The sequence below is a fragment of the Azospirillum endophyticum genome, assembly GCF_016595245.1.
Taxonomy (GTDB): domain Bacteria; phylum Pseudomonadota; class Alphaproteobacteria; order Azospirillales; family Azospirillaceae; genus Azospirillum; species Azospirillum endophyticum.
Window position 1 is genome coordinate 360,531 of the sequence record NZ_JAENHM010000060.1, and the last position, 20,949, is coordinate 381,479.

General features: G+C 69.0%; 14 protein-coding genes. 6 read left to right on the forward strand and 8 right to left on the reverse strand.

Annotation, left to right across the window (positions count from 1 at the left end):
* Window positions 1–21: 21 nt before the first annotated feature.
* On the reverse strand, window positions 22–3,138 hold the full coding sequence (locus JHL17_RS22995) for a response regulator (protein WP_200196719.1): 3,117 nt from the start codon (window positions 3,136–3,138) through the stop codon (window positions 22–24).
* Window positions 3,139–3,388: 250 nt separating this feature from the next.
* Between JHL17_RS22995 and JHL17_RS23000 the strand changes: the two genes are divergently transcribed.
* Both JHL17_RS23000 and JHL17_RS23005 read left to right on the forward strand, forming a co-directional pair.
* Window positions 3,389–5,428 (forward strand): ATP-binding response regulator, encoded by a 2,040-nt coding sequence (locus tag JHL17_RS23000; RefSeq protein WP_200196721.1) that lies wholly within the window; start codon window positions 3,389–3,391, stop codon window positions 5,426–5,428.
* A gap of 142 nt (window positions 5,429–5,570) precedes the next feature.
* On the forward strand, window positions 5,571–6,266 hold the full coding sequence (locus tag JHL17_RS23005; protein WP_200196722.1) for a glycine-rich domain-containing protein: 696 nt from the start codon (window positions 5,571–5,573) through the stop codon (window positions 6,264–6,266).
* 89 nt (window positions 6,267–6,355) lie between these two features.
* Here the strand turns inward: JHL17_RS23005 and JHL17_RS23010 are convergent, their stop codons facing one another.
* The 4 genes from JHL17_RS23010 to JHL17_RS23025 form a co-directional block, all read right to left on the reverse strand.
* Entirely contained in the window at window positions 6,356–7,894 is a 1,539-nt protein-coding gene (locus JHL17_RS23010; RefSeq protein ID WP_200196723.1) for an ABC transporter substrate-binding protein, read from the reverse strand.
* Between the two features lie 170 nt (window positions 7,895–8,064).
* Window positions 8,065–8,919 (reverse strand): ParB/RepB/Spo0J family partition protein, encoded by an 855-nt coding sequence (locus tag JHL17_RS23015; protein ID WP_200196724.1) that lies wholly within the window; start codon window positions 8,917–8,919, stop codon window positions 8,065–8,067.
* The gene (locus JHL17_RS23020; protein ID WP_200196725.1) at window positions 8,909–9,931 is read right to left on the reverse strand and encodes an AAA family ATPase; all 1,023 of its coding nucleotides are present in this window, start codon (window positions 9,929–9,931) and stop codon (window positions 8,909–8,911) included. The genes JHL17_RS23015 and JHL17_RS23020 overlap by 11 nt, the downstream gene beginning before the upstream one ends.
* 255 nt (window positions 9,932–10,186) lie before the next feature.
* Entirely contained in the window at window positions 10,187–11,134 is a 948-nt protein-coding gene (locus tag JHL17_RS23025) for a replication initiator protein A (protein WP_200196726.1), read from the reverse strand.
* A gap of 1,084 nt (window positions 11,135–12,218) precedes the next feature.
* Here JHL17_RS23025 and JHL17_RS23030 point away from each other — a divergent pair.
* From JHL17_RS23030 to JHL17_RS23040, 3 genes are all read left to right on the forward strand, one after another.
* Window positions 12,219–13,055 (forward strand): MarR family transcriptional regulator, encoded by an 837-nt coding sequence (locus tag JHL17_RS23030; protein WP_200196727.1) that lies wholly within the window; start codon window positions 12,219–12,221, stop codon window positions 13,053–13,055.
* 581 nt (window positions 13,056–13,636) lie between these two features.
* Entirely contained in the window at window positions 13,637–16,303 is a 2,667-nt protein-coding gene (locus JHL17_RS23035) for a tetratricopeptide repeat protein (protein ID WP_247893745.1), read from the forward strand.
* Window positions 16,300–17,433: a glycosyltransferase family 9 protein gene (locus JHL17_RS23040; protein WP_200196730.1), complete on the forward strand. Its 1,134-nt coding sequence runs from the start codon at window positions 16,300–16,302 to the stop codon at window positions 17,431–17,433. Before JHL17_RS23035 ends, JHL17_RS23040 begins: the two co-directional genes overlap by 4 nt.
* Window positions 17,434–17,643: 210 nt before the next feature.
* Here JHL17_RS23040 and JHL17_RS23045 read toward each other — a convergent pair whose 3' ends face one another.
* Window positions 17,644–18,255 carry a TetR/AcrR family transcriptional regulator gene (locus tag JHL17_RS23045; protein WP_200196732.1) on the reverse strand — a complete coding sequence of 204 codons (612 nt, stop codon included), beginning with the start codon at window positions 18,253–18,255 and terminating at the stop codon, window positions 17,644–17,646.
* A 138-nt stretch (window positions 18,256–18,393) separates the two neighbouring features.
* Between JHL17_RS23045 and JHL17_RS23050 the strand changes: the two genes are divergently transcribed.
* Window positions 18,394–19,350, forward strand: coding sequence for an alpha/beta hydrolase family protein (locus tag JHL17_RS23050; RefSeq protein WP_200196733.1), 957 nt, complete (start codon window positions 18,394–18,396; stop codon window positions 19,348–19,350).
* 646 nt (window positions 19,351–19,996) lie between these two features.
* On the opposite strand, the gene JHL17_RS23055 is transcribed toward JHL17_RS23050, so the two are convergent.
* Together JHL17_RS23055 and JHL17_RS23060 are read right to left on the reverse strand one after the other, a co-directional pair.
* Window positions 19,997–20,458: a hypothetical protein gene (locus tag JHL17_RS23055; protein WP_200196734.1), complete on the reverse strand. Its 462-nt coding sequence runs from the start codon at window positions 20,456–20,458 to the stop codon at window positions 19,997–19,999.
* On the reverse strand, window positions 20,440–20,718 hold the full coding sequence (locus tag JHL17_RS23060) for a hypothetical protein (protein WP_200196735.1): 279 nt from the start codon (window positions 20,716–20,718) through the stop codon (window positions 20,440–20,442). Before JHL17_RS23060 ends, JHL17_RS23055 begins: the two co-directional genes overlap by 19 nt.
* Window positions 20,719–20,949 lie beyond the last annotated feature (231 nt).

Sequence of the window (20,949 nt, forward strand, 5' to 3'; positions counted from 1 at the left end):
TGGAGCCTCCTCTCTCACCCCCTACCCCTCCACCCCGCCCCCCATCGCCCCCACCGCGCGGCGCGAAGCGACGCAGCGGACGACCTCGCTCAGCAGCAGGGCGCGGTCGATGGGCTTCGGCACATGGCAGTCCATGCCGGCCTCGTAGCAGCGGGCGATGTCGTCCGGGAAGGTGTTGGCGGTCAGCGCGATGATGGCGACACGGCCGGCCGGGCCGGGCATGGCGCGGATGATCCGCGTCGCCTCCAGCCCGTCCATCACCGGCATGTTGAGGTCCATCAGGATGGCGTCGAAAGCCTCGCGCTTCACCGCCTCCACCGCCTGGGCGCCGTCCTCGACCGCGGCGACGCTGTGGCCGGCCTGCTTCAGCAGCGTGACGGCCAGCAGGCGGTTCATCTCGACATCCTCCACCACCAGGACACGCAGGGAATCCGGCGAGGCGGAGGCGGGCGGCGGCGGCGGGGGCGGTGATGGAGGCGGGAGCACCGCGGCGGCGACGGCCGGCGCTGGCTCCGCTGCCGCCCCGGCGGCGGGCGGCGCCGGCGGGTGCAGGCGGGACAGCCGGTCGCGCAGCTCGGCCGGCTCGTAGGGCTTGGCGATCAGGTCGTAGCCACCCATCGCCACGTCGTCGGCCACCACCGCATGGGCGGCGAAGCCCGAGGCCAGCAGAACCGGCAGGTCGGGGCGCAGGCGCCGCGCCTCGCGCGCCAGCTCGGCGCCGTTCATGCCCGGCGGCATCACGATGTCGCTGAACAGCAGGTCCAGCGGCTCCGGCCCGCGCAGCACCACCAGCGCCTCGCCGGCGCCCGAGGCGGCGATCACCCGGTGGCCCCAGCTGCGCAGCAGGGCGGTGCCGTTCTCCCGGATATTGTGGTCGTCATCCACCATCAGGATCGACAGGCCCGACCGGCCGGCCGGCGACCGGGCGGGGCTGTCCATCCCGTCATCGATCCCGCCCTCGATCCCGTTGGCGACCCGCTCGGGCGGGAAATGGATGGTGACGGTGGTGCCCTGCCCCACCCGGCTCGCCAGGGTCAGCGTGCCGCCATGCAGCTCCACCAGACGGCGGGTCAGCGGCAGGCCCAGCCCGGCCCCCTCGGTCTGGCGGTTCTCGGGGGTGGCGACGCGGGCGTAGGCCAGCAGGACGCGGTCGAGATCCTGTTCGGGGATGCCGACGCCGGTGTCGCGCACCTCCAGCAGCAGGCCGCCGTCCGGCGCCGGGCCGGCGGTCAGCGACACCGTTCCGCCGGAGGGGGTGTATTTCACCGCGTTGGACAGCAGGTTCAGCAGGATCTGGCGGATGCGCCGCTCGTCGCCGCGCAGGTGCCGGGCGGCGGGCTCCACCCGCGCGTCCAGCGCGATGCCGGCGCGGGCGGCCCGCGGGGTCAGCAGCCGGACGGCGAAGGTGGCGACCGCGTCGAGGTCGACCGGCTCGTCGTCGAGAACCAGCTGCCCGGCCTCGGCCCGGACATTGTCGAGGATCTCGTTGATCAGCTCCAGCAGATGCTGGCCGCTGTCGCGGATGTTGACAGCGAAGTCGCGGTACTGGGCGTTGCCGACCGGCCCCTCCGCCTCGCGCGCGATCAGGTCGGCGAAGCCGATGACGGCGTTCATCGGCGTGCGCAGCTCGTGGCTCAGGCTCGCCAGGAACTCGGTCTTGCTGCGGCTGGCCGCCTCCGCCGCCTGGCGGGCGTCCTGCAGCTCCGCCTCCATGAACTTGCGGGCGGTGACGTCGCGCTCGACGCTGACGTAATCCTGCGGCGCCCCCCAGTCGTCGGTGACCAGCCGCACCGCCGCCTCGATCCACACCCAGCGGCCGTCGGCATGGCGCAGCCGGTAGGTCGTCTTCAGGGTCGGACGCTCCGGCGTCAGCCGCGCCAGCCCGGCGGCCACCGCGTCGCGGTCGTCGGGATGCACCCGCTCCACCAGCGGCCGGCCGACCAGCTCGGCCGGCGGGCAACCCAGCCCGTCGCGCGTCGCCTCCGAACAGAAGCGCCGCACCCCGTCCAGCCCGATGCGGCCGATGATGTCGGTGACGCTGCGGGCCAGCAGGCGGTAGCGCGCCTCGCTGGCGCGGATCGCCCGTTCGGCCTCGTGGCGCCGGGTGATGTCGCGGGCGCCGACCGACAGCATGACGACGGCGCCGGCCTCGTCGCGGATCGGCACCTGCGACACCTCCCACCAGCGGGTGACGCCGCCGTGGGTGTGCTGCTCCTCGAAGCGGGTGGGCGCGCCGGCATCGATGCAGGATTGCAGGTCCGCCATCACCTTGGCGGCGAGGTCCGGCGGCAGCAGCGCGTCGACCGGCCGGCCCTCCGCCTCCGCCGCCCGGTCGCCCATCATCCGGACGGCGGCATCGTTGGCGCGATGCAGGGTGAACCCGCCGTCGGCGCCGACCCGGATGATGGCGAGGCCGTCGGCGGAGCTGTCGAACACGGCACGGAACAGCGCCCCGTTCTCCTCCAGCGCGGCTTCGTCGGCGAAGCGCCGGTGCTCGCGCGCCAGCATGGTGCCGAGCAGGCCGATGCCGAGCGAGAGGAAGACGACCATCGGCAGCGCCGCCTCCTCCAGCACCCGCAGGGCGAGGTCCAGGTCGGGCAGCAGCAGGGTGGCGAGCAGCGGAAGCGGGGCGAGCGCCAGCCCGAACAGCGCCAGCAGCCCGAAGCCGAAGGCACCCCTTCCCGTCCTTGGCTCCGTCCTGGGCCCGGCGCCCTGCCTCGTCGCCTGTCCCCGGCCGCGGCCCCGGTCGCGGGACGCGAGGCGCTCCATCGGACGGGCGAGCAGCGGCGCCACCAGCGCGGTCAGCAGGATGCCGGCGATGCCGGTCGGCGCGCCCACGCCCCCCAGCCACAGCCGGACCGCGCCGGCCAGCGCCGCCGACAGCAGGGCGGCCGGCCAACCGCCGAACAGTGCGGCCAAGCCGATCATCGCGTTGCGCAGGTCGATCAGGATGCCGCCGGACACCGGATAGGCGTCCAGCATCGAAACCGCAGCCGCCGCCCCGAACAGCAGGCCGGACAGCAGGGCGAAGGCGGTGCGCCGGGATCCGAACCGCCGCAGCACGTAGCGGTAGGCAAGCAGGACCAGCGCCATCAGTCCGATGCCGTGCGTCAGGGCGATGATGATACCCGTTCCCATGGATCCGCCCCCCAGCAGCAGTACCGGTTCCGCTTCAACCCCGTCACGCCGACATCCCGCGCGAAGTTTTACACAGGCAATCAAACAAGAAGAAGAAACGATTCGAATCAGCCATACCGCCTTTTTTCCTACTACTGTCCCCGGCGGCGGCGGGAACGGCGGCATTACGCGGCTGTCGTGTTTGCCGGGCGATTCGGCTAGGATGCCGGGGCGAATTGTTCGTGGTCGTCGTGTTCTCGCAGGCTTCGGCATGGTCTTGAAGATCTTCTCACGGAACCTGGTCGCCCGGACCACGGCATCGGCGGTGCTGCTGGTGTCGGTGCTGGTCGCCGTGCCGCTGGTCGTGCTGATCCAGGCCGACGTGCGCAGCACGCGGGCCGAGCTGGCGATCCGGGCGGAGATGGCGACCCGCATCGTGCTGGACGACGTGACCAACGCCCTGTGGGATCTCGACCCGGAAGAGGCGATGACGGCGCTGACCCCGCTGCGGTCGATCGACAGCTTCGCCGAGGCGGTGATCCTGGGCACGCATGGCGAACGCTTCATCACCTACCGCAAGCCGGGGGCCGGTGCGGGCGCCAAGGGAGAGGACGACGCGGCCGCCACCGCCGCGGCGGTGCCGCTGACCCGCCAGGACCGCAACGGCACCGCCCGCAACATCGGCACCCTGCTGGTCAGGCTGGACACCGCGCCGACCGACGCGGCCATCCGCCACCATGTGCTGGTGCTGGGCGGGGTCGGCGCCGTGACGCTGCTGCTGGTGGTGCTGGGCGTCATCTGGGCGACGCGCGGCGTGACGCTGCCCATCGCCGGCATGACCCGCGCCATGGCCGATCTGGCGGCCGGCGACGTGACGGTGACGGTGCCGGTGCGTCACCGCGACGACGAGATCGGCCGCATGGCCAAGGCGCTCGACACCTTCCGCCAGAACGCCATCGACCTGCAGGTCGCCAAGGAGCGGGCGGAGCAGGCGGTGGCGTCGAAGGCCAAGTTCATGGCCGCCGCCAGCCACGACCTGCGCCAGCCGGCCCAGTCGCTGCTGATGCTGACCGCCATGCTGCGCGCCACCGCCCCCAATCCCAAGGTGGCGGACTCCGCGCGCAAGATCGAACAGGTGGTGATGACGCTGAAGCAGCTGCTGGACGAGCTGCTGGAGGTGTCGCGGCTGGATGCCGGCGGCGTCGCCGCCAACATGGCGGTGCATGAGGTCGCCGACCTGTTCGACGCGCTGGATTCGCAGTACGGCCCGGTCGCCCGCAACAAGGGGCTGTCCTTCTTCGTGCCGCAATACCGCGCGCCGGTCCTGACCGACCGGGTGCTGCTGCTGCGGCTGCTGGGCAACCTGATCGACAACGCCATCCGCTACACGCCGGCCGGACAGGTGCAGGTCGCCTGCCTGGAATCGGCCGGCACCCTGATCGTCGAGGTGCGCGACACCGGCATCGGCATTCCCGAGGACCGTCTCGACGCCATCTGGGAGGAGTTCCACCAGATCGGCAACCCGGAGCGCAACCGCGACAACGGCATCGGGCTCGGCCTGTCGATCGTCCGGCGGCTGGCGACGGTGCTGGACCACCCGGTCAAGGTGCGCTCCACGCCGGGCAAGGGCTCGGTCTTCTCGGTCACCGTGCCGCTGGCGCCGGTGGAGCCGGCCCTGCCGGGGGTCGCGGCGGCGGCCGAGGCCGTGCCGTCGCTGCCTTCCGTGCCGCCGCCTGCGCCGCCGCCTGGGCGCCAGCCGCGGCCGGCGGTGGTGCCGGCTCCGGTCGCCGCCCCTGCCCCCTCCGCTCCCGTTGCCCCTCCCCTTGCCGACCGCGCGGCGGTGGCGACGCTGGCGGACGCGCCGGCGCGGGAGGCCGAGATCGCGATCCTGGTGATCGACGACGACCAGTTCGTGCTGTCGGCCATCTCGATGTTCCTCACCAGCGCCGGGCATCGCGTCGCCGGCGCCTCCACCGTCGCCCAGGGTCTGCGCGCGGTCGAGGACGGCACCGTCCGGCCCGATGCGGTGATCGCCGATTACCATCTGTCCGCCACCGAGAACGGCTTGGATTTCATCGAGACGGTCTGGCGGCGGCTCGGCCTGCGCATTCCCGCCGTGCTGATCTCCGGCCGGCTCGACGGCGCGGTGACCGCCCGCGCGGCGGAGATGGGCGTCGTCGTCGCCGCCAAGCCGATCATGCCGGACCGCCTGTCGGTGCTGGTGGAGCAGATGACGGCGGCGCGGCCGGCGGCGGTTCCGGCGGCGGTCCGGGGCGATGCCGCCGCTCCGCATAAGACGGCGACCGACTGAGGTCATCGGTCCGGGAGCCAATGCTTAGGACCTAAAATAATCTCACATATCCCGCTGTGCTGTGGCACAACATACGGGCATCGCCCACGGACCGTCCTGCAACCCCGTCCCGGGGCGAAAAGAGCCAACCTCGGAGGATCCCATGCGCGGCGCCAACACGACCGACACCCTGCGTGCCCGTGACATCATCGCCGGTTTCGATTTCGGCTATGTGGTCGACCGCGCGATCGCCGCGGGGATGACCCGCCGCACGTCCGAGATCGCGCTCGGCCAGCTGAAGGCCTTCCTTCTGGCCTGTGCCGAGCATCCGGAGCGCGACATCGTCCCGCAATCCGCCGCCTGCGACGACCTGTGGCACGAATTCATCGTCGCCGACACCCGCGCCTATTTCCGCTTCTGCGAGGCGGTCTATGGCGAATACCTCCATCACAACGGCGTCACGGTCCCGGCCGAACGCATGGCCGCCGCCCGCACCGACAGCGCCGGCCTGTTCGCCGCCGCCGACTGCCTGCGCGAGGCCGCGAAGGCGGATTGCCTGCGGGAAGCCGTGAAGGCCGACTGCCTGCGTGAGGCGAAGGCTGCCGATTGCCTGCGCGAGGCCGCAAAGGCTGACTGCCTCCGTGAAGCCAAGCCGGCGGATTGCTTGCGCGAGGCGAAGGCTGCCGATTGCCTGAGGGAGGCCGCGAAGGCTGACTGCCTCCGGGAAGCCAAGCCGGCCGATTGCCTGCGCGAGGCGAAGGCCGCCGACTGCCTGCGCGAGGCCGCGAAGGCCGATTGCCTCCGCGAAGCCAAGCCGGCCGATTGCCTGCGGGAAGCACGGTCGCAGGGCGCCGCCTGACACCAACGCGTCGGTCGTGACGAAAAGCCCCTGTCCGGCAACGGACAGGGGCTTTTTTCATGCCAGACCCACCCTGCCCGGCCGCCGGCTCAAGCGAAATTCAGGCCGCCGAACGGGGTGATGAAGTTGTCGCTCAGCACATTGCCGCGCAGCGCCACATAGTCCGGCACCACCAGCGGGATCACCGGCAGATCCTTCATCACCAGGCACTCGGCGTCCTTGTAGAGCTCGGCGCGGCGGCCGGGCTCCGGGCTGGCCATCGCCTGTTCGATCAGGCCGTCGAACGGCGCGCTGGACCAGCCGACGGGATTGAAGCGGCTGCGGCTGCTGAACAGCTCGTCCAGGAAGTTCATCGGGTCGGGGTAGGTGGCGGTCCAGCCGAAGAGGAAGGCGTCGTAATCGCGCCGGCGGGAGCGGGCGATGAACTCCTGCCGCGGCGCCATCACCAGCTTGGCCGGGATGCCGGCGTTGTTCCATTGCGAGACGTAATAGACGAACTCCCGCCGGTATTCCGGCACGACCGTGACCTGGAAGGGCTCGATGCCGCGCCCCTCCGGATAGCCCGCCTCCTCCAGCAGCCGCTTCGCCAATGCCGGGTCGTAGGCCAGCGGCTCCAGCCTCTCGTTCGCCAACAGGGCCGGCGGCACGATGCCGTTGTGAACGGTCGCCACCCCGCGGAAGAAGCGTTCCGCCATGGCGGCGCGGTCGATCAGCAGCGACATCGCCCGGCGCACCCGCAGATCGGCGAAGGCCTTCACCCGGCGCGGGTCGAGCGCCACCACCCGCATCTGCATGCGCGGCACGTTCGACAGCGACCGCTTGAAGCCGGGATCGTCCATCACCCCGCGCAGCGCGTCGGTATCGACGAAGGTGAAGTCGACCTGGCTGTCGTTGAACAGCGTGATGCCGTCGTTGCCGATGCCGGTGGCGAGGAAGGACACGCGGTCGAACGGCAGCGTACCGCCACGCCAGCCAGGATCGGCCTCCACATCGATGCGGATGCCGTCGTTCGACTGGGCCAGCCGGTAGGGCCCGGTTCCGGCCGACAGGCGGCGGAACCAGTCGGGCCCGGCCTGCTCCGCCGCCTCCACGTCGACGATGTTGAGGCGGGCGAAGGGAAAGATGGCGCAGGGCTCGTCGCAGACCACCTCCAGCGTCCGGTCGTCGATCACGGTGATGCCGGACAGCTCGGTCGCGGTCTTCGCCCGCAGCTCGCGGAAGCCCCGCACCTTGGACAGGGCCAGCACCGCGAAATTGGCGCCGTCGCCGCCCAGCGCCGCTTCGAAACTGCGCTTGACGGCGGCGGCGGTCAGGGGACGGCCGGTGTGGAAGACGACGCCGTCGCGGATGGTCAGCCGCCAGCGCCGGGCGTCGTCCGACGCTTCCCAGGCGGTGGCGAGGCCGGGCAGGATGCTGCCCTTGGAATCGACCGCGGTCAGGCTCTCATACATCGAGCCGAGGACCTGACGGGCGACCAGATCGCTGACGGTCAGCGGGTTGAGCATGCCGGGCAGGGACTTCAGCCCGATCCTGAGCGCGCCGGCCGCCGCCGCCGGCCGCGGCAGCGCCCCGGCCAGACCGGCCACACCGAGCAGGCCAAGGAAATGTCGTCTCTGCACCGCCGGCATCGCTGATCCGTAACCTCGATGATCTTGCCGATCATCCTTAACACGCGGCGGGGCAGGCGGTCACCCTGCCCGACCGCCAAACACTTTCGCGTTCGAAAGCAACCCGTGGATGCGTTTTCATTGCAGTGCAACCGGGGCGGGCTTTCGCGTTCGAAAGCCGCAGCCGGTGGTCAGGCGTTCAGCAGGGCGTCGATGCGGTCGCGCAGCGCCTGCAGCCGCTCGCGGTGCTCGCGCTGCAAGGCCCGGGCGACGGTGTCGATGGCGGCCAGGTCCTTGTCCATGCGGTTGATCGCCTTGCCCAGCACCCGCATCGGTTCCGCCGAACTGGACGCCGCCGGACGGGCGGCCCGCACCGCGCCGACGGTCAGCCCGCCGGTGCGCGCCGTCTGCCAGAGCCGGCGCAGCTCCGCCTCGTCCTCAACGAAGGCCAGCTCGACCAGGGCGGAGCGCGACACCGCCTCGGGGTTGGCGCGGTAGTCGGCCAGGATGTCGTCGGGCAGGCGCAGCACCTTCAGGCGCTTGGACACCTCGGCCTCCGAACAACCGAGAGCCGCCGCCACCTCGGCCTGGGTATAGCCATGCGCCTCGATCAGCTGCGACAGGCCGCGGGCGAGGTCGATGGCGTCAAGGTCGACGCGCTGGACATTCTCGATCAGCGCAATCTCTTCCGGACGGCCCTTGGTGATGATCGCGGCGATGGTGCCGCGGCCGAGCAGCCGGTGGGCGCGCAGCCGCCGCTCGCCGGCGACCAGACGGTAGCGGCCCTTCTCCGCGGCTTCCTGGACGAGGACAGGTTGCTGCAACCCGTGGCGGGCGATCGAATCCGCCAGCGAGCGCAGGGACTCGTCGTCGAACACCGTGCGCGGCTGGCCGGGATTGGTCTCGACGGCATCGAGGTCGACCTCGACCAGCCGGGGCAGCATGCCGCTCAGCCCGAACATGCGGTCGGTCTCGGCGGCGAAGCCGGCCTCCTTGGCCTGGAGCACGGTGGCGGCGGTCTGCCGGGTCAGCTTCTTAGGCGGCATCGACGGTCTCCTGCAAACGGCCCATCGCGGTCAGCAGAGCCGAGGCGATGGCGGCATAGCTCTCCACCCCCGGCGCGCCGATGTCGGCATCCAGCGTGATGACGTTGGCGCCGGCCGCCTGGGCGTAGATGGTGGCGCGCGGCACCGGCGGGAACACGCGGCGGCTGTCGCCCCACAGGCGCTGGATGTCGTCGAGCGAGGAGCGGTCCTGGGTCTGGCGCGGGTTGACCATGGTCGGCAGGATGCCCAGCACCTCCAGCCGCGGGTTGAGGCGGCGCTGGATCTTGGCGACGGTGTCGAGGAAGGCGCTGACGCCGAGGATGGCGTGCGGTTCCGCCTGACAGGGCACCAGCACATAGTCGGCGGCGGTCAGGGCGTTGATCGTCACCGCGCCCAGGTTGGGGGCGCAGTCGATGACGATCACGTCGTAGCGCTCGCGCACGCCGTCCAGCATCTCGGCCAGCGCGGTCTGCGCGTTGGTCAGATTGCCCGGCAACTCGGTGTCGGCGCTCGCCAGCGCGATGCTGGAGGGGACGACGTCCAGCCCCTCGACGCCGGTGGGGCGGATCACCGCGTCGAGCGGCGTCTTGCCCATCAGCGCGTGGTAGAGGACCTTGCCCTGTTCGGTCAGCGCGACGATGTCAGCCTGCGGCACGCCGACATGGACGGTGGCGTTGCCCTGCGGGTCGGCATCGACCAGCAGCACGCGGTTGCCGGCCCGCGCCAGGATGAAGGCGAGGTTGATCGAGGTCGCGGTCTTGGCGGTGCCGCCCTTCTGCAGGCCGACGGCGACGGTGGTGCCGCGGCGGGGCAGGGGACTTTCCGGCCGTTCCAGATCGAGCAGCAGCAGCCGGCCCAGCACGTCGCGGGGCAGGGCCTCCTTGCCGGTTTCCCATTTGCTGAGCCGCTGCTTGTCGTATTTGCGGCCGGTCAACTCGTTGACGAACGCCGCCATCTGCGTCTGGGTCAGGCCGCGCCGTTCCCGCAACGCCTTCAACTGTTCCCCTGTCACGCCCCGTCCTCCTGCCCCGGCACCGGTCGGCAGCGACCCTATCAAGTCGTCGCGACTCCGGCAACGGGTGTCTACCGAACGGGCAGGGACGCGGCATATTGCTCCCGCCCCGGGAGAGGGAAGGGGCCCGCCGCAAAGCGGTGGGGAGGGTGAGGGGTATTGCAAGGAACCATGCGGTTCAGGATTCTTGGGCTTCCCCTCACCCTCCCCACTTCGTGGGTCCCCTCCCTCTCCCGAGGCGGGAGAGGGCGATTCTCACACCGTCTCGTCGTACTCCACCTTGGGGGCGTCGATCCAGTTCTCCGGCTGGCCCTGGCTCTTCTTCCAGAACAGGACCGGCAGGTCGGCGTTCAGCACGCGGCCGAGAACGGCGCCGCGCGCCTTCATCGTCTCCTTGTACTCCGCCGTCTCGACGATGCGCACGCCGTAGCCGGGGATGCGGTCGGCAGCCAGGACGGGATTCAGCGCGTTCTTGAACTTGCGCAGGTCGTTGTCGGAGCCGACGCGCTTGCGCAGCGGCTCCAGCGCCATCCAGAAGGCATGGCCGCGGGCAAGGTGGGCGCGCGCGATCTCGTAGAGGCGCTTCTCCACCGGCTTCAGCGCGAAATACTGGTCGTCGTAGCTCAGCAGATTGTGGCCCAGCGCCGCGCGGGTGACCCAGCCCGACAGCGTCAGCTTCAGCCCGCGCACCGCCCGCTCGCCATCCTTCTTGCGCTGGTAGAGCAGCTTGTAGTCGGAAATCCACGAGAAGGCGCCGCTCTCGCCCTCGCCGCCGGTTTCCAGGTTGGTCTTGATCTGCGTGCCCTGCAGCCGCTCCAGCGCCCCTTCGATCTTGTCGTAGGCGCTGCCCCCGGCGGTCTTGCCGACGATGCGCTGCAGGTCGCTGGTGGTGAAGTGCAGTTCGCCCAGCTTGGACGGGCCCTTGCCGGATTCCATCTTCTCGCGCAGCAGCGAGATGGCGTAGAGCAGCACCGCCTTGTCCCAGATCGTGGCGACGCCGACATTCTTCGGCGCCCGCACCTCAATCCGCACCTTGCCGTCATCATAGGTCGGCAGCGATTCCGCCTTGTCCTTCGACAGGCCGAACAGGCTGTAGACCATCATGTGGCGGTCGTTCTGGACATCGCCGGTCAGCGGGGAATCGAGCCGCAGAGCCAATTGCAGCGGCCGGTCGAGCAGCTCGGCGTTGATGGTCTGGGTCATACGATCTCTCCCGCGGGTCCTGTGCGGCTCCAAATGGTTCGAACCCATAATCCACGAGCCCGCCGCTCCGTTCCACACTGCCGGGCCAAACGTCGCCGTTCTGCCGAAAGATTCTCGCGGACGTGGCGGATTGACCGGCCGAACGTCGCCGTTCTGCCAGTTCGACCGGCCTGCGGCGGGCGGTGGCGGCCAAAGATCGCGGAGCCGGCTCAAGACGGCAGTCTGGCGGCCCGACCAACGCTCGATGGCGGCGCCAACGTCTGCGTTCTGCCGTGCCGGAGGAGGACGGGGCAGGAGTCATCCTGACCAACCCATTGTTTTCCATGGGATTTCACTCTCCGTTCCCGCCCGATTCCCGGCCCGATACCCCCTAGGATGGCCTTCGACTGGCAGAACGGCGACGTTCGGACGATCCGTCGAAGGGCCGATTCTCGCCCGATTCCCTGCCGATTCCACCCTGGCCGCGGTGGGGGAGGGGGAGGATTCGCTCCATCATTCGGCAGAACGGCGACGTTCGACGCCGCGACCCGGCAGCCGCAAGCAGGCGGACCTCAAGAATCTTTCGGCACAACGACGACGTTCGGACCCGAATCTCTCGGCATAACGGCGACACTTGCACCCGGCCGGCCGACGGAGCTTCGTGGCAAGTGCTTGATTCCGCCATGGGAATCCCGGCTTGCGTCCTCGAAATGCCGTCGGCCGGCCATTTTCCCAAGACCATGGACAGACGCGCAACGGCACGTACACATTTCAAAAAAGGGCGAAAACCGCCCTCACGCCATCGACACGCGCCCTTGCCGGTTTCCGGCTGGCGCCACGGGATTCTGCACCCGTGCTTCACTGAGGAGAGCGGCATGACGTAACGGAGGACCGACCTCCGCAAACACAAAAGGCCCGGATTGCTCCGGGCCCTTCGTGTCGGACGGAGGAGACCGAGGGAAACCCGGGCACCCCACATCTGGCTGTTTGGCGACTCCATGATGGCAGGGCAGGCCCGCAAAGCCAAGCGGATTCACAGCGAATCCGTTGACGCTCGCCCCTTGTCTCCGCCCGTCCACGGATCGACCGACAGACGGGTATCGCAATGAAGCCATACATCGACATGTACAGGCGCTGGATCGCCGTATCCGGAATCCAGGCCGCCGACATCGCGGTGTTGTCCGCGCTCTACGCCCATGCCGATCGCGACGGTGTCTGCACCGCCACGCAAGGCGAGCTGGCCGAGGAGCTGGGGCAAAGCCGCGCCTGGTTCAATGCCGTGCTGAAGGGCCTGCAGGAGAAAGCCCTGCAGGATTCGGCGGCGGCGCTGGTCTGCGCCAAGCCGCGGCGTGGCCTGCGCGGCTTCGCCTATCAGCTGGCGGGAATGGAGGGCGTCACCGCCGTCCTGTCCTGTCAGCCGGCTGACAGCAGCGGTTCGCCAGCCGGCTTCTCCTTGGACTCTCAGAATCCTGAATCCTCCTTCTCCTCGCCGGGTGGGGGCATGGTGGTCGGGAGCATGGCCGACGGAAGCATGAAGCGGCAGGACGAGGCCTTGCCGGCCGACTGGCAGCCGGAGGCCGCCGATCTGGCCTGGGCGGTGGCGGAGCGTCCGGAGGTCGATGCCGCCCGGGTGACCGCCAAGTTCGTGTCCTGGTGCCGCAAGGCGCATCGGCGCAACGGCTATCGTCCGCCGGATCCGGGGGCCGCCTGGCGGCGCTGGATCGCCCGTGAGCTGGTGGCCCCCGCCGAACCGGCCGCCGAACAGGCCGGCAAACCAGCTGCCGCTCAGCCGTCCGTCCATTCCACCGCACCCCAACACCGCCGGGAACCCCGCCATGACCGTCGCTCAAGCCCCTTGCGTGCCGGCCCCGCGTCCGATGCCGTCGGACGCAACCGTGAAACCCTCGCTGCCCTGCGCCTTCGCCTCGCTGGCCAGGCTTGAGGCCGCCGACCTGCGCTTCGAGACGCAGGATCTGGCGCCCGGCGAGATCGGTGCGCTGGCCGACCGGGTCGAGCAGGCGATCGGCGCGCTGACCCCGCCGATCGGCATCGAGAATGTGCTGATCGGGCTGGAGAAGCTCGCCGACCGCTTCACGCTGGAACTGCCCGACGCCGACCTGCTGGAAGCCGACGTGCGGGCGATGGCGGAGTGGCCGGCCGACCGCTGGCTGGCCGCCTTCGATGCGGTGTGGGCGGGTTTCCGCAGCGGCTGGAGCCGCTTTCCGACGCTGGGCGACTTCCGCGAGGCGCTGGGCGCCCTGCCGCCGGCAGCGGAAAGCCGCGCCGCCGACGATCTGCGCCGGCTGGCCGCCCGGCTGCGCCAGGAACAGACCCTGCGCGCCCGCACCGAAGAGCAGCGCCGCCGCACCCGTGCCCGCGAAGCGGCATTGGCGGGGCGGCAGCGCGACCTGGCGCTTGCCCAGGCAGCGACAGCCCGGGCGCCGGCTGGACGACCGCCGCTGTTGCAATCGGCACCGACCGGCCAGCATTATCCGCCGGACCATCAGAAAGCGCCGACAGCGGATGAAACCGAACCATCGCCCGACGGGACCCGCCGATGCACAGGCGCTGCTGACCCGTGCCGTCACCCTTCATCAGACCGGGCAGCTGGCCGAAGCGGCGACACTTTACGACCAGGTGCTGAAGCGGCTGCCGAAGCAGGCGGACGCCTTGCATCTGTCGGGCCTGATCAAGGCGCAGACGGGAGCGGTGGAGGAGGGGATCGAACGGATCCGGCGGGCGGTGAAGGCCGACCCGCGCCAGCCGATCTTCCATGCCAATCTGGGCCGGCTGCTGGACGCGGCGGAGCGGTGGGAGGCGGCGGCGACGGCCTTCCGCGACGCCGCCCGTCTGGCGCCGCTCGACCCGTCCCTGCCGCGGATGGAGGCGGCGGCGCGGACGCGGCTCTGCCAACATGGTCAGGCGGCGCAGGCGCTCCGCCGTGCGATGCTGCTGGAGCCGGCGGACGCCGAGAGCGCGGCGGCCTTGGGCGACGCCCTGTACGATGGCGGGCTGTTCCTGCCCGCGGCGGCCTGGTATGGGCGGGCGGCGGTGACGGAGCCGCAGCGGATCCTGGCGGCCTTCAACCGGGGGGCCGCCCTGCGCGACGCCGGCCGGGCGGATGGGGCCGTGGCGGCCTTCCGCGCGCTGGCCGACCTGGCGCCGCAGATGGCGGAGCCGCTGGAACAATGCATGCAAATCCGTCAGGGGTCAGGCGACGATGCGGGTGCCCTGACGGTGGCCCGCCGGCTGCTGGCGCTGGTCCCCGGCCATATGGCGGCGGTGCGGAGTCTGGGCATCGCGGAGACCCGTCCGACGGCGGATCCGCTGTGGCTGGCGCGGTTGGCGCGGCTGGATCCGATGGCGGCGGAGGTGGTGCTGGCCTTGGCCGGCCGGCTCTATGGCCGGCGGACGGCGGCGGCGGAGCGGCTGTACCGCCATGCCCTGGTCCTGGTTCCTGCATCGGGGCTCGCCCTGTCGGGGCTGGGACTGGCGCGGGCAACCTTGGGGCTGGAGGGAGCGGTGCCGGCGGTCCTGCGCGCGGTGCGGGTCGCGCCCGACGATGCGGCGCTGGCCGCCAATACCGGATCGGCCTTCCAACTGGCCTTGCAGCCGGACGCGGCGCTGTCCTGGCACCGGCGGGCGCTGGTTCTGAAGCCCGACGACATGGCCGCCTGGGTCAATGTCGGCACCCACCGGCTGGATGCCAACGCGGCGGAAGAGGCGATCCCGCCGCTCGAGCGGGCGCGGCGGCTGACGGGTGGGGACCAGGATCCGGGGCAGTTGGCGCTCGCCAACTCCAACCTCGGCGTCGCCTGGATGGCGCTGGGGCTGCACGGGAAAGCGGTGGCGGCCTTCCGCGCCGCGCTCGACCAGGCGCCGGGCGATGCGGCGATCCGTTCCAACCTGCTGTTCTGCCTGTGCTTCGACGATCAGGCCGATCCGGTGGAGGTCTTCCGCGAGCATCGCGCCTTCGAACGGCATCTGCCGGCCGTCGCCGCCGTGCCGCACAGGGGGAGGAGCCGCGATCCGGAGCGGCGCCTGCGCATCGGCTATCTGTCGCCGGATTTCCAGCGCTATCCGGGGCCCGGCTATCATTTCCTGCTGCCGCTGATCGAGGGGCACGACCGCCGGGCGGTGGAGGTCACCTGCTATCACAACGACCGCAGCCGCGACGCGACCACCGGGCGCTTCCAGGCGGCGGCCGACCGCTGGCGCGACGTGGCGGCGCTGTCGGACGAGGACCTCGACCGGCGGATCCGGGAGGATGGCATCGACATCCTGGTCGATGCCGGCGGCCACATGTCGCGCAACCGCATGCCGCTGGTGGCGCGCCGTCCGGCGCCGTTGCAGGTCAGCCTGCCGCTCTATCCCAACACGACGGGGCTGGGCGCCGTCGATTACCAGATCGCCGATCCCCGCTTGGCGCCGCCGGGGGCGGACGCGCTGCATGTGGAGAGGCTGATCCGGCTGCCGGGCTGCGTGCTGTGCTACCGCCCGGCGGAGTCCGGCTTCGCGCCGCCCGACCGGCCGCCGCTCGAGCGCAACGGCCATGTCACCTTCGGTTCCTTCAACAACATCACCAAGGTGAACGGCGCCACCATCGCCCTGTGGGCGCGGCTGCTGGCGGCGGTGCCGACCGCCCGGCTGGTGCTGAAATGGCGGGGACTGGGCAGCGGCGGCGGCGCCGACCGCCGCCTGCTGGCCGGCTTCGCCGACCAAGGCATCGAGGCGGAGCGGCTGGAGCTGCGCGGCATCACGCCCGACCCCTATCAGGATTACGTCACCATCGACGTGGCGCTGGACCCCGTCTTCGCCAATGGCGGGACGACGATCTGCGACGCGCTGTGGATGGGGGTGCCGGTGTTGAACCAGACCGGGCCGACCAAGATCGGCCGGTGGGGCGCGACCCTGCTCGCTGCCGTCGGCATGGGGGAACTGGTGACGGCGGACGACGAGGCGTATCTGGCGCAGGGTCTCCGGCTGGCGACCGACCGCGCGTTCCTCGCTGAGCAGCGGGAGAACTTGCGCGGGCGGATGCGGCGGTCGGCCCTGATGGACGAGCCCGGCTATGCCCGCGCGGTCGAGGCCGGCTATCGCACCGCGTGGCGCCGCTGGTGCGCCGGCTTGCCGCCGGTTGCCTTCGATGTGGCGGCCATCGATGCCGGGGAAGGGGAGGGGCGGGCATGAGCGTCCGCGATCTCGCCGCCGTCCGCAGCATCCTGGTCGTCAAGCTGGACGAGGCCGGCGACTTCGTGATGGCGACCCCCTTCCTGCGCGGCCTGCGCGCCGCCGCCCCCCAGGCGCGCATCCTGCTGGCGGTGCGCGAGGCGGTGGCGGATCTGGCGGTCACCTGCCGCTGGGTCGACGGGGTGGTGGCGGCGCGGCCGAAGGAAGGCGGCGGCATCGACTTCCGCGGCATCACCCCCGACGGGCTGAAGCTGTTCGCCGAGTGCTATCGCGCCGGCTTCGATCTGGCGCTGGTGCCGCGCTACGACTTCGACCGGCATGGCGCGACGACGCTCGCCGCCAACAGCCGGGCGCGGCTGGTCGCCGGCTTCTCCGAGCGGGTCACGCCGTGGAAGGCCGACGGCAACCGGGGCTTCGACCGCGCCTATGGGCTGGCGCTGGACCCGCCGCCCGGCCGGCACGAAGTGGAGCAGAACGGCGCCTTGCTGGATGCGCTCGGCGCCGCGCCGGATCTGGGGCCGCTGGAGCTGACGCTGACGGCGGAGGATCGGGAGGAGGCGCGCCGGCTTCTCGGGTCCGCGGATGGCCGGCCGCTGATCGCGGTGGCGCCGGGAGCGGCCAGCCCGCGCCGCAACTATCCGGCCGAGCGGCTGGCCGCCGTGGTCTCCGCCGTCGCCGGCACGCTCGACGCGCGGATCGCCGTGCTGGGCACCCTGGCGGAGCGGCCGGCGGCCAACCTGCTGGCGGCGGCGCTGCCGGGGCGGACCATCGACCTGACCGGCGCCACCCCGCTGCGCGTCGCCGCCGCGGTGATGACGGAAGCGGCGCTGGCGATCACCATGGATTCCGCCCCCGCCCATCTCGCGGCGGCGGCCGGGGTGCCGGTGGCGGTGTTCTCCTGCCATCCCCCAGGCGGCGATCCCAACCACATCCATGCGCCCGAGCGCTTTCGTCCCTGGACCGGCGGACGGGAGGAGCGGGCGCTGGTCCTGCGGCCCGAGGCGGCGGTGGCGCCCTGTGCCACGTCCTGTCTGGCGGCCGACGCCCACTGCATCGCCGCCATCGACCCGGCCGACGCCGCCTGGCGGATCGTGGCCCTGCTGGCCGCGAACAGAGGAGGGCGGGGATGACCGGCCCGATCAACCACGTCTTCCGCGGTCGCCGGATGCCTATTCGAAGACGCATCCCGGCGGCATCAACGGTTGATCTTGTGGCGCAGCGATAAAACGCAAAAGTTGCTTTCGAATTGGAAAGCCGAGAGAGGGAAACGGGACTGTCCGGCTCAAGCATGTCTTGCGTTGGCGTGTATCTCGAGTAGGCAGTTCGGTGTTACTTGAGCGTCAGGTGGTGCGTGTCGGCGCACGGTAGCGCAGACCATCGATAAGGAGCGCCACCAGCCAACGCGCCATGGTGGGATCACCCTTATTGGATGGCGCGCAGAGGCTGGCTGCAGCTCGAAGCAGATCGTAGGGTCGGGCATCGGCGCTCACCTCGCCCGAAGCGGCGGCCGCATCCAGAAGCGATTGCAGCGCGGGTTCGAAGCGACTGTCGAAATAGGCGGGCAAGGATTCGAACGACGGTCCGCCGGAGTAGAGTGCTGAAGCCAGACCGCGTTTGGCGATCAGGAAGTCGACATAACGCTGCATCCAGCGGTCAAGCGCTTCCCCGGGTCGATGCTGCTGGAGAAGGTCCGACGCTGCGTCGGCGCAGGCATCGACCTCGTGGCGGAATACCGCGGCAATCAGGTCGGAGCGTTGCGGAAAATGCCGGTAGATCGTCCCGACACCCACGCCCGCCTTCTCAGCGATCTCGCGCATCGGAGCATCCACTCCGGCGCTCGCGAACACATCGCGCGCTGTCTCCACGACCAGCGCCAGATTGCGCCGTGCGTCCGCGCGCATAGGGCGTTCGGCCGTCGCCGAGACCTCCAGTTCGCTTTTCTTGACGCTCATATCCGGAATCCCCTTGCTAAACGGAACGGTCGTCCGTATAAAGCGGAAGAACGTTCCGCTTATCTTTAGCCGAACGGCACGATGTTGAACAGGCCCCAACGCGATCGCGACGCGGCCTCCAGATCGAAAGGAACAATCATGGCCGACAAACTCATCAAGGATGCCGCCCTCATCCCGGTCGCCGCGCAAACCCCATTCATGGCCGTGACGCCGATTACGATCCCGGCACCTCAGCGCTATGCCGATATCGAACTGCGGGTGTCCGCCCCGACGACGGGAGACAAGTTGCCTATTATCCTCCTGTCGCATGGCCACGGAGCATCGAACTATCTGTCGTCCAACCGGGGCATGCTTCCACTTTCGGAATTCTGGGCCTCGCATGGATTTGTCGTTATCCAGCCGACGCACCTCAACTCCACGACATTGAGTCCGGATACGCCCGAAGCCCCTCTGTTCTACCGCTCGCGGGCGCAGGATATGGCTCTCATCCTCGATCGGCTCGCCCTGATCGATAAGGCGGTACCCGGCCTGGCCGGACGTCTCGATCGGGAGAAGGTCGCCGTCGCCGGCTACTCGTTGGGCGGTTTCACCGCAGGCATGCTGCTCGGCATGCAACTTCATGACATCGATGGGGAAGAAACGCTGGACTTGCGGGACGACCGCATCAAGGTGGGCGTCCTCATCGGTGCCCCCGGTCTCGGCGCCCGCCTGGACGGGCCAGTCGGGCAGCGCTACCCGGCACTGACGAAGAATAGCTTTGACGCGATGAAGGCACCCGCTCTCGTCGTGGCGGGGGACAGGGACTTCAACCCCAACTTCTCAACCCACGCGGACTGGCGCAGCGATGCCTACCGCCTGAGCCCGGCTCCCAAGAGCCTCTTGGCGGTAACCGACGCCGAGCACGGCTATGGCGGCGTTGCCGGCTATGACGCGGGCGAGACGACCGACGAGAACCCGGAGCGGGTTGCCTTCGTGCAGCGCATGACCTGGGCTTGGCTGTGGTCGGCACTTCATCCGGGCAGCGATGCCTGGGAGAAGGCTCAGGCCTCGCTCAATGGTGAGGCAGGACGGCTCGGTCACGTCGAGACCCGATAACGACTTCTTCCAGAAATGCGGGGTGCGGCGCCCGCCGCCCTGTTGCACGAATGGGGTGGGTGTCGTAGGTCAAAGCCGCCATCCCAATCCGGTTGCCGGCTATGATGCACAAGGCCAATGCCACCCGTCGCCATCCTATTCCCCGGCCGAAGTGCAAAGTGACGAATTGAACCGAGTATGACGCTGTCCTGCGCCAGCGTGGCAGCCTCACACTCCAGGTCAGCGAAGCGGCGATCGAACCGTGGAAAGCGGCGCCACGCCGAACGCCGGGCGGACATCGGATCCCTCACCCCCGAACAGGCCGACCCTGTCGCTTTTCAGAAAAACCGTCCTTTGACCCGGATCACCTTCACATGGAAGATGGCAAAGCAGAGGATCTTGAAGGGGATCGGTCCAATGAATGTAGTTTATGATCTTTGGATGGCTATTACGACCATGCCGATGCCCCACCGAGGGGCGAACCGCCTGGAACATAAGGCGGGCGCTCGCCATCCCGGTAAATTTCTACAGAAGTCACGAGCGCCGATCCCTCTACCATCCACACCCCTCCAGCCACCCGCTACATGGGCCGTGGCGCGTGCTGACGCACTCAGTACGCAAATGGAAACGGCCGCCCTAAGGGCGGCCGTATCAGAGTATATCACTGCTATGCTGCGAGACGTTGTCTGACCCTAAGGTCGAACTGGTTGGGGCGGGCGATAATCTTCTGTTTGCGCAGCCTGTAGAAGAATCCCTTATCCAATAGAAAATCTGGGTTTCCGGAAGGATCAGAGATTTCACATAGGCCTCCCTCCTCATCCTCAAAATCGAGGGAAAAAGGAAGTTGCGAAAATAACTTGTCGCTCGGACTTCCTATGTAAATATCAAGAGGAGTTATTCCTTTCGGCAGACCTACTTTAGCGAAAAATTTTAGAAGCCTTTCATAAATCCACTTCGGCCCCTTCTCATCTATCATTGAAGTTATGAGGTAAAACCGCCAAGCATTGGGTTCGGCAAGATGCAGCCAAGCCGCTGCTTGAGTTTCAAAGCCGACTTCATCAGCAAGCTTAAGGATGGTGCGGCCGGCAGCCTCCCGATCCTTATCGAGTGTTACGGTCCGATAATCCATTTCACCAGCCCCGATTCTCTCGACGAAACCGCTTCCACAATATCACGTGCGTCTCGTAGGCGCACATTTTTTGCGTAACGAACATCGATTGTCCAATCTTTGACGATCATCCATGCAACACCAAGTGGCGCCGCATTTGATATTTCTCTTAGGATTTCTGCATCAAGCCCTGCTTTCTTTAGTAACCCGTTCAGATCATGAATGTATAAATCGCGCCTGGAACTCTTATCTGGCCAGCAATTTAGGCGCTCGTGCTTCATGATGCGAGCTTTCAATGCACACTCTATTGCAACTCCTGCCGACTCGTATGCTGCCGAGAACTTCTTGATTTGCAATAGGTGAATGGCAGCCTCAACCTTTTCGTGGGCTGCGGATTCCCAATCGCTAGCGAAGTCTGGTTGTTCAAAAGGTGGCAATTTTGATCGCGCCCTAAGAGGCTGACCGGAAATAAAGTTGCGTAATTTCGCCGACCTGTGATTCGTTCAAGTTGC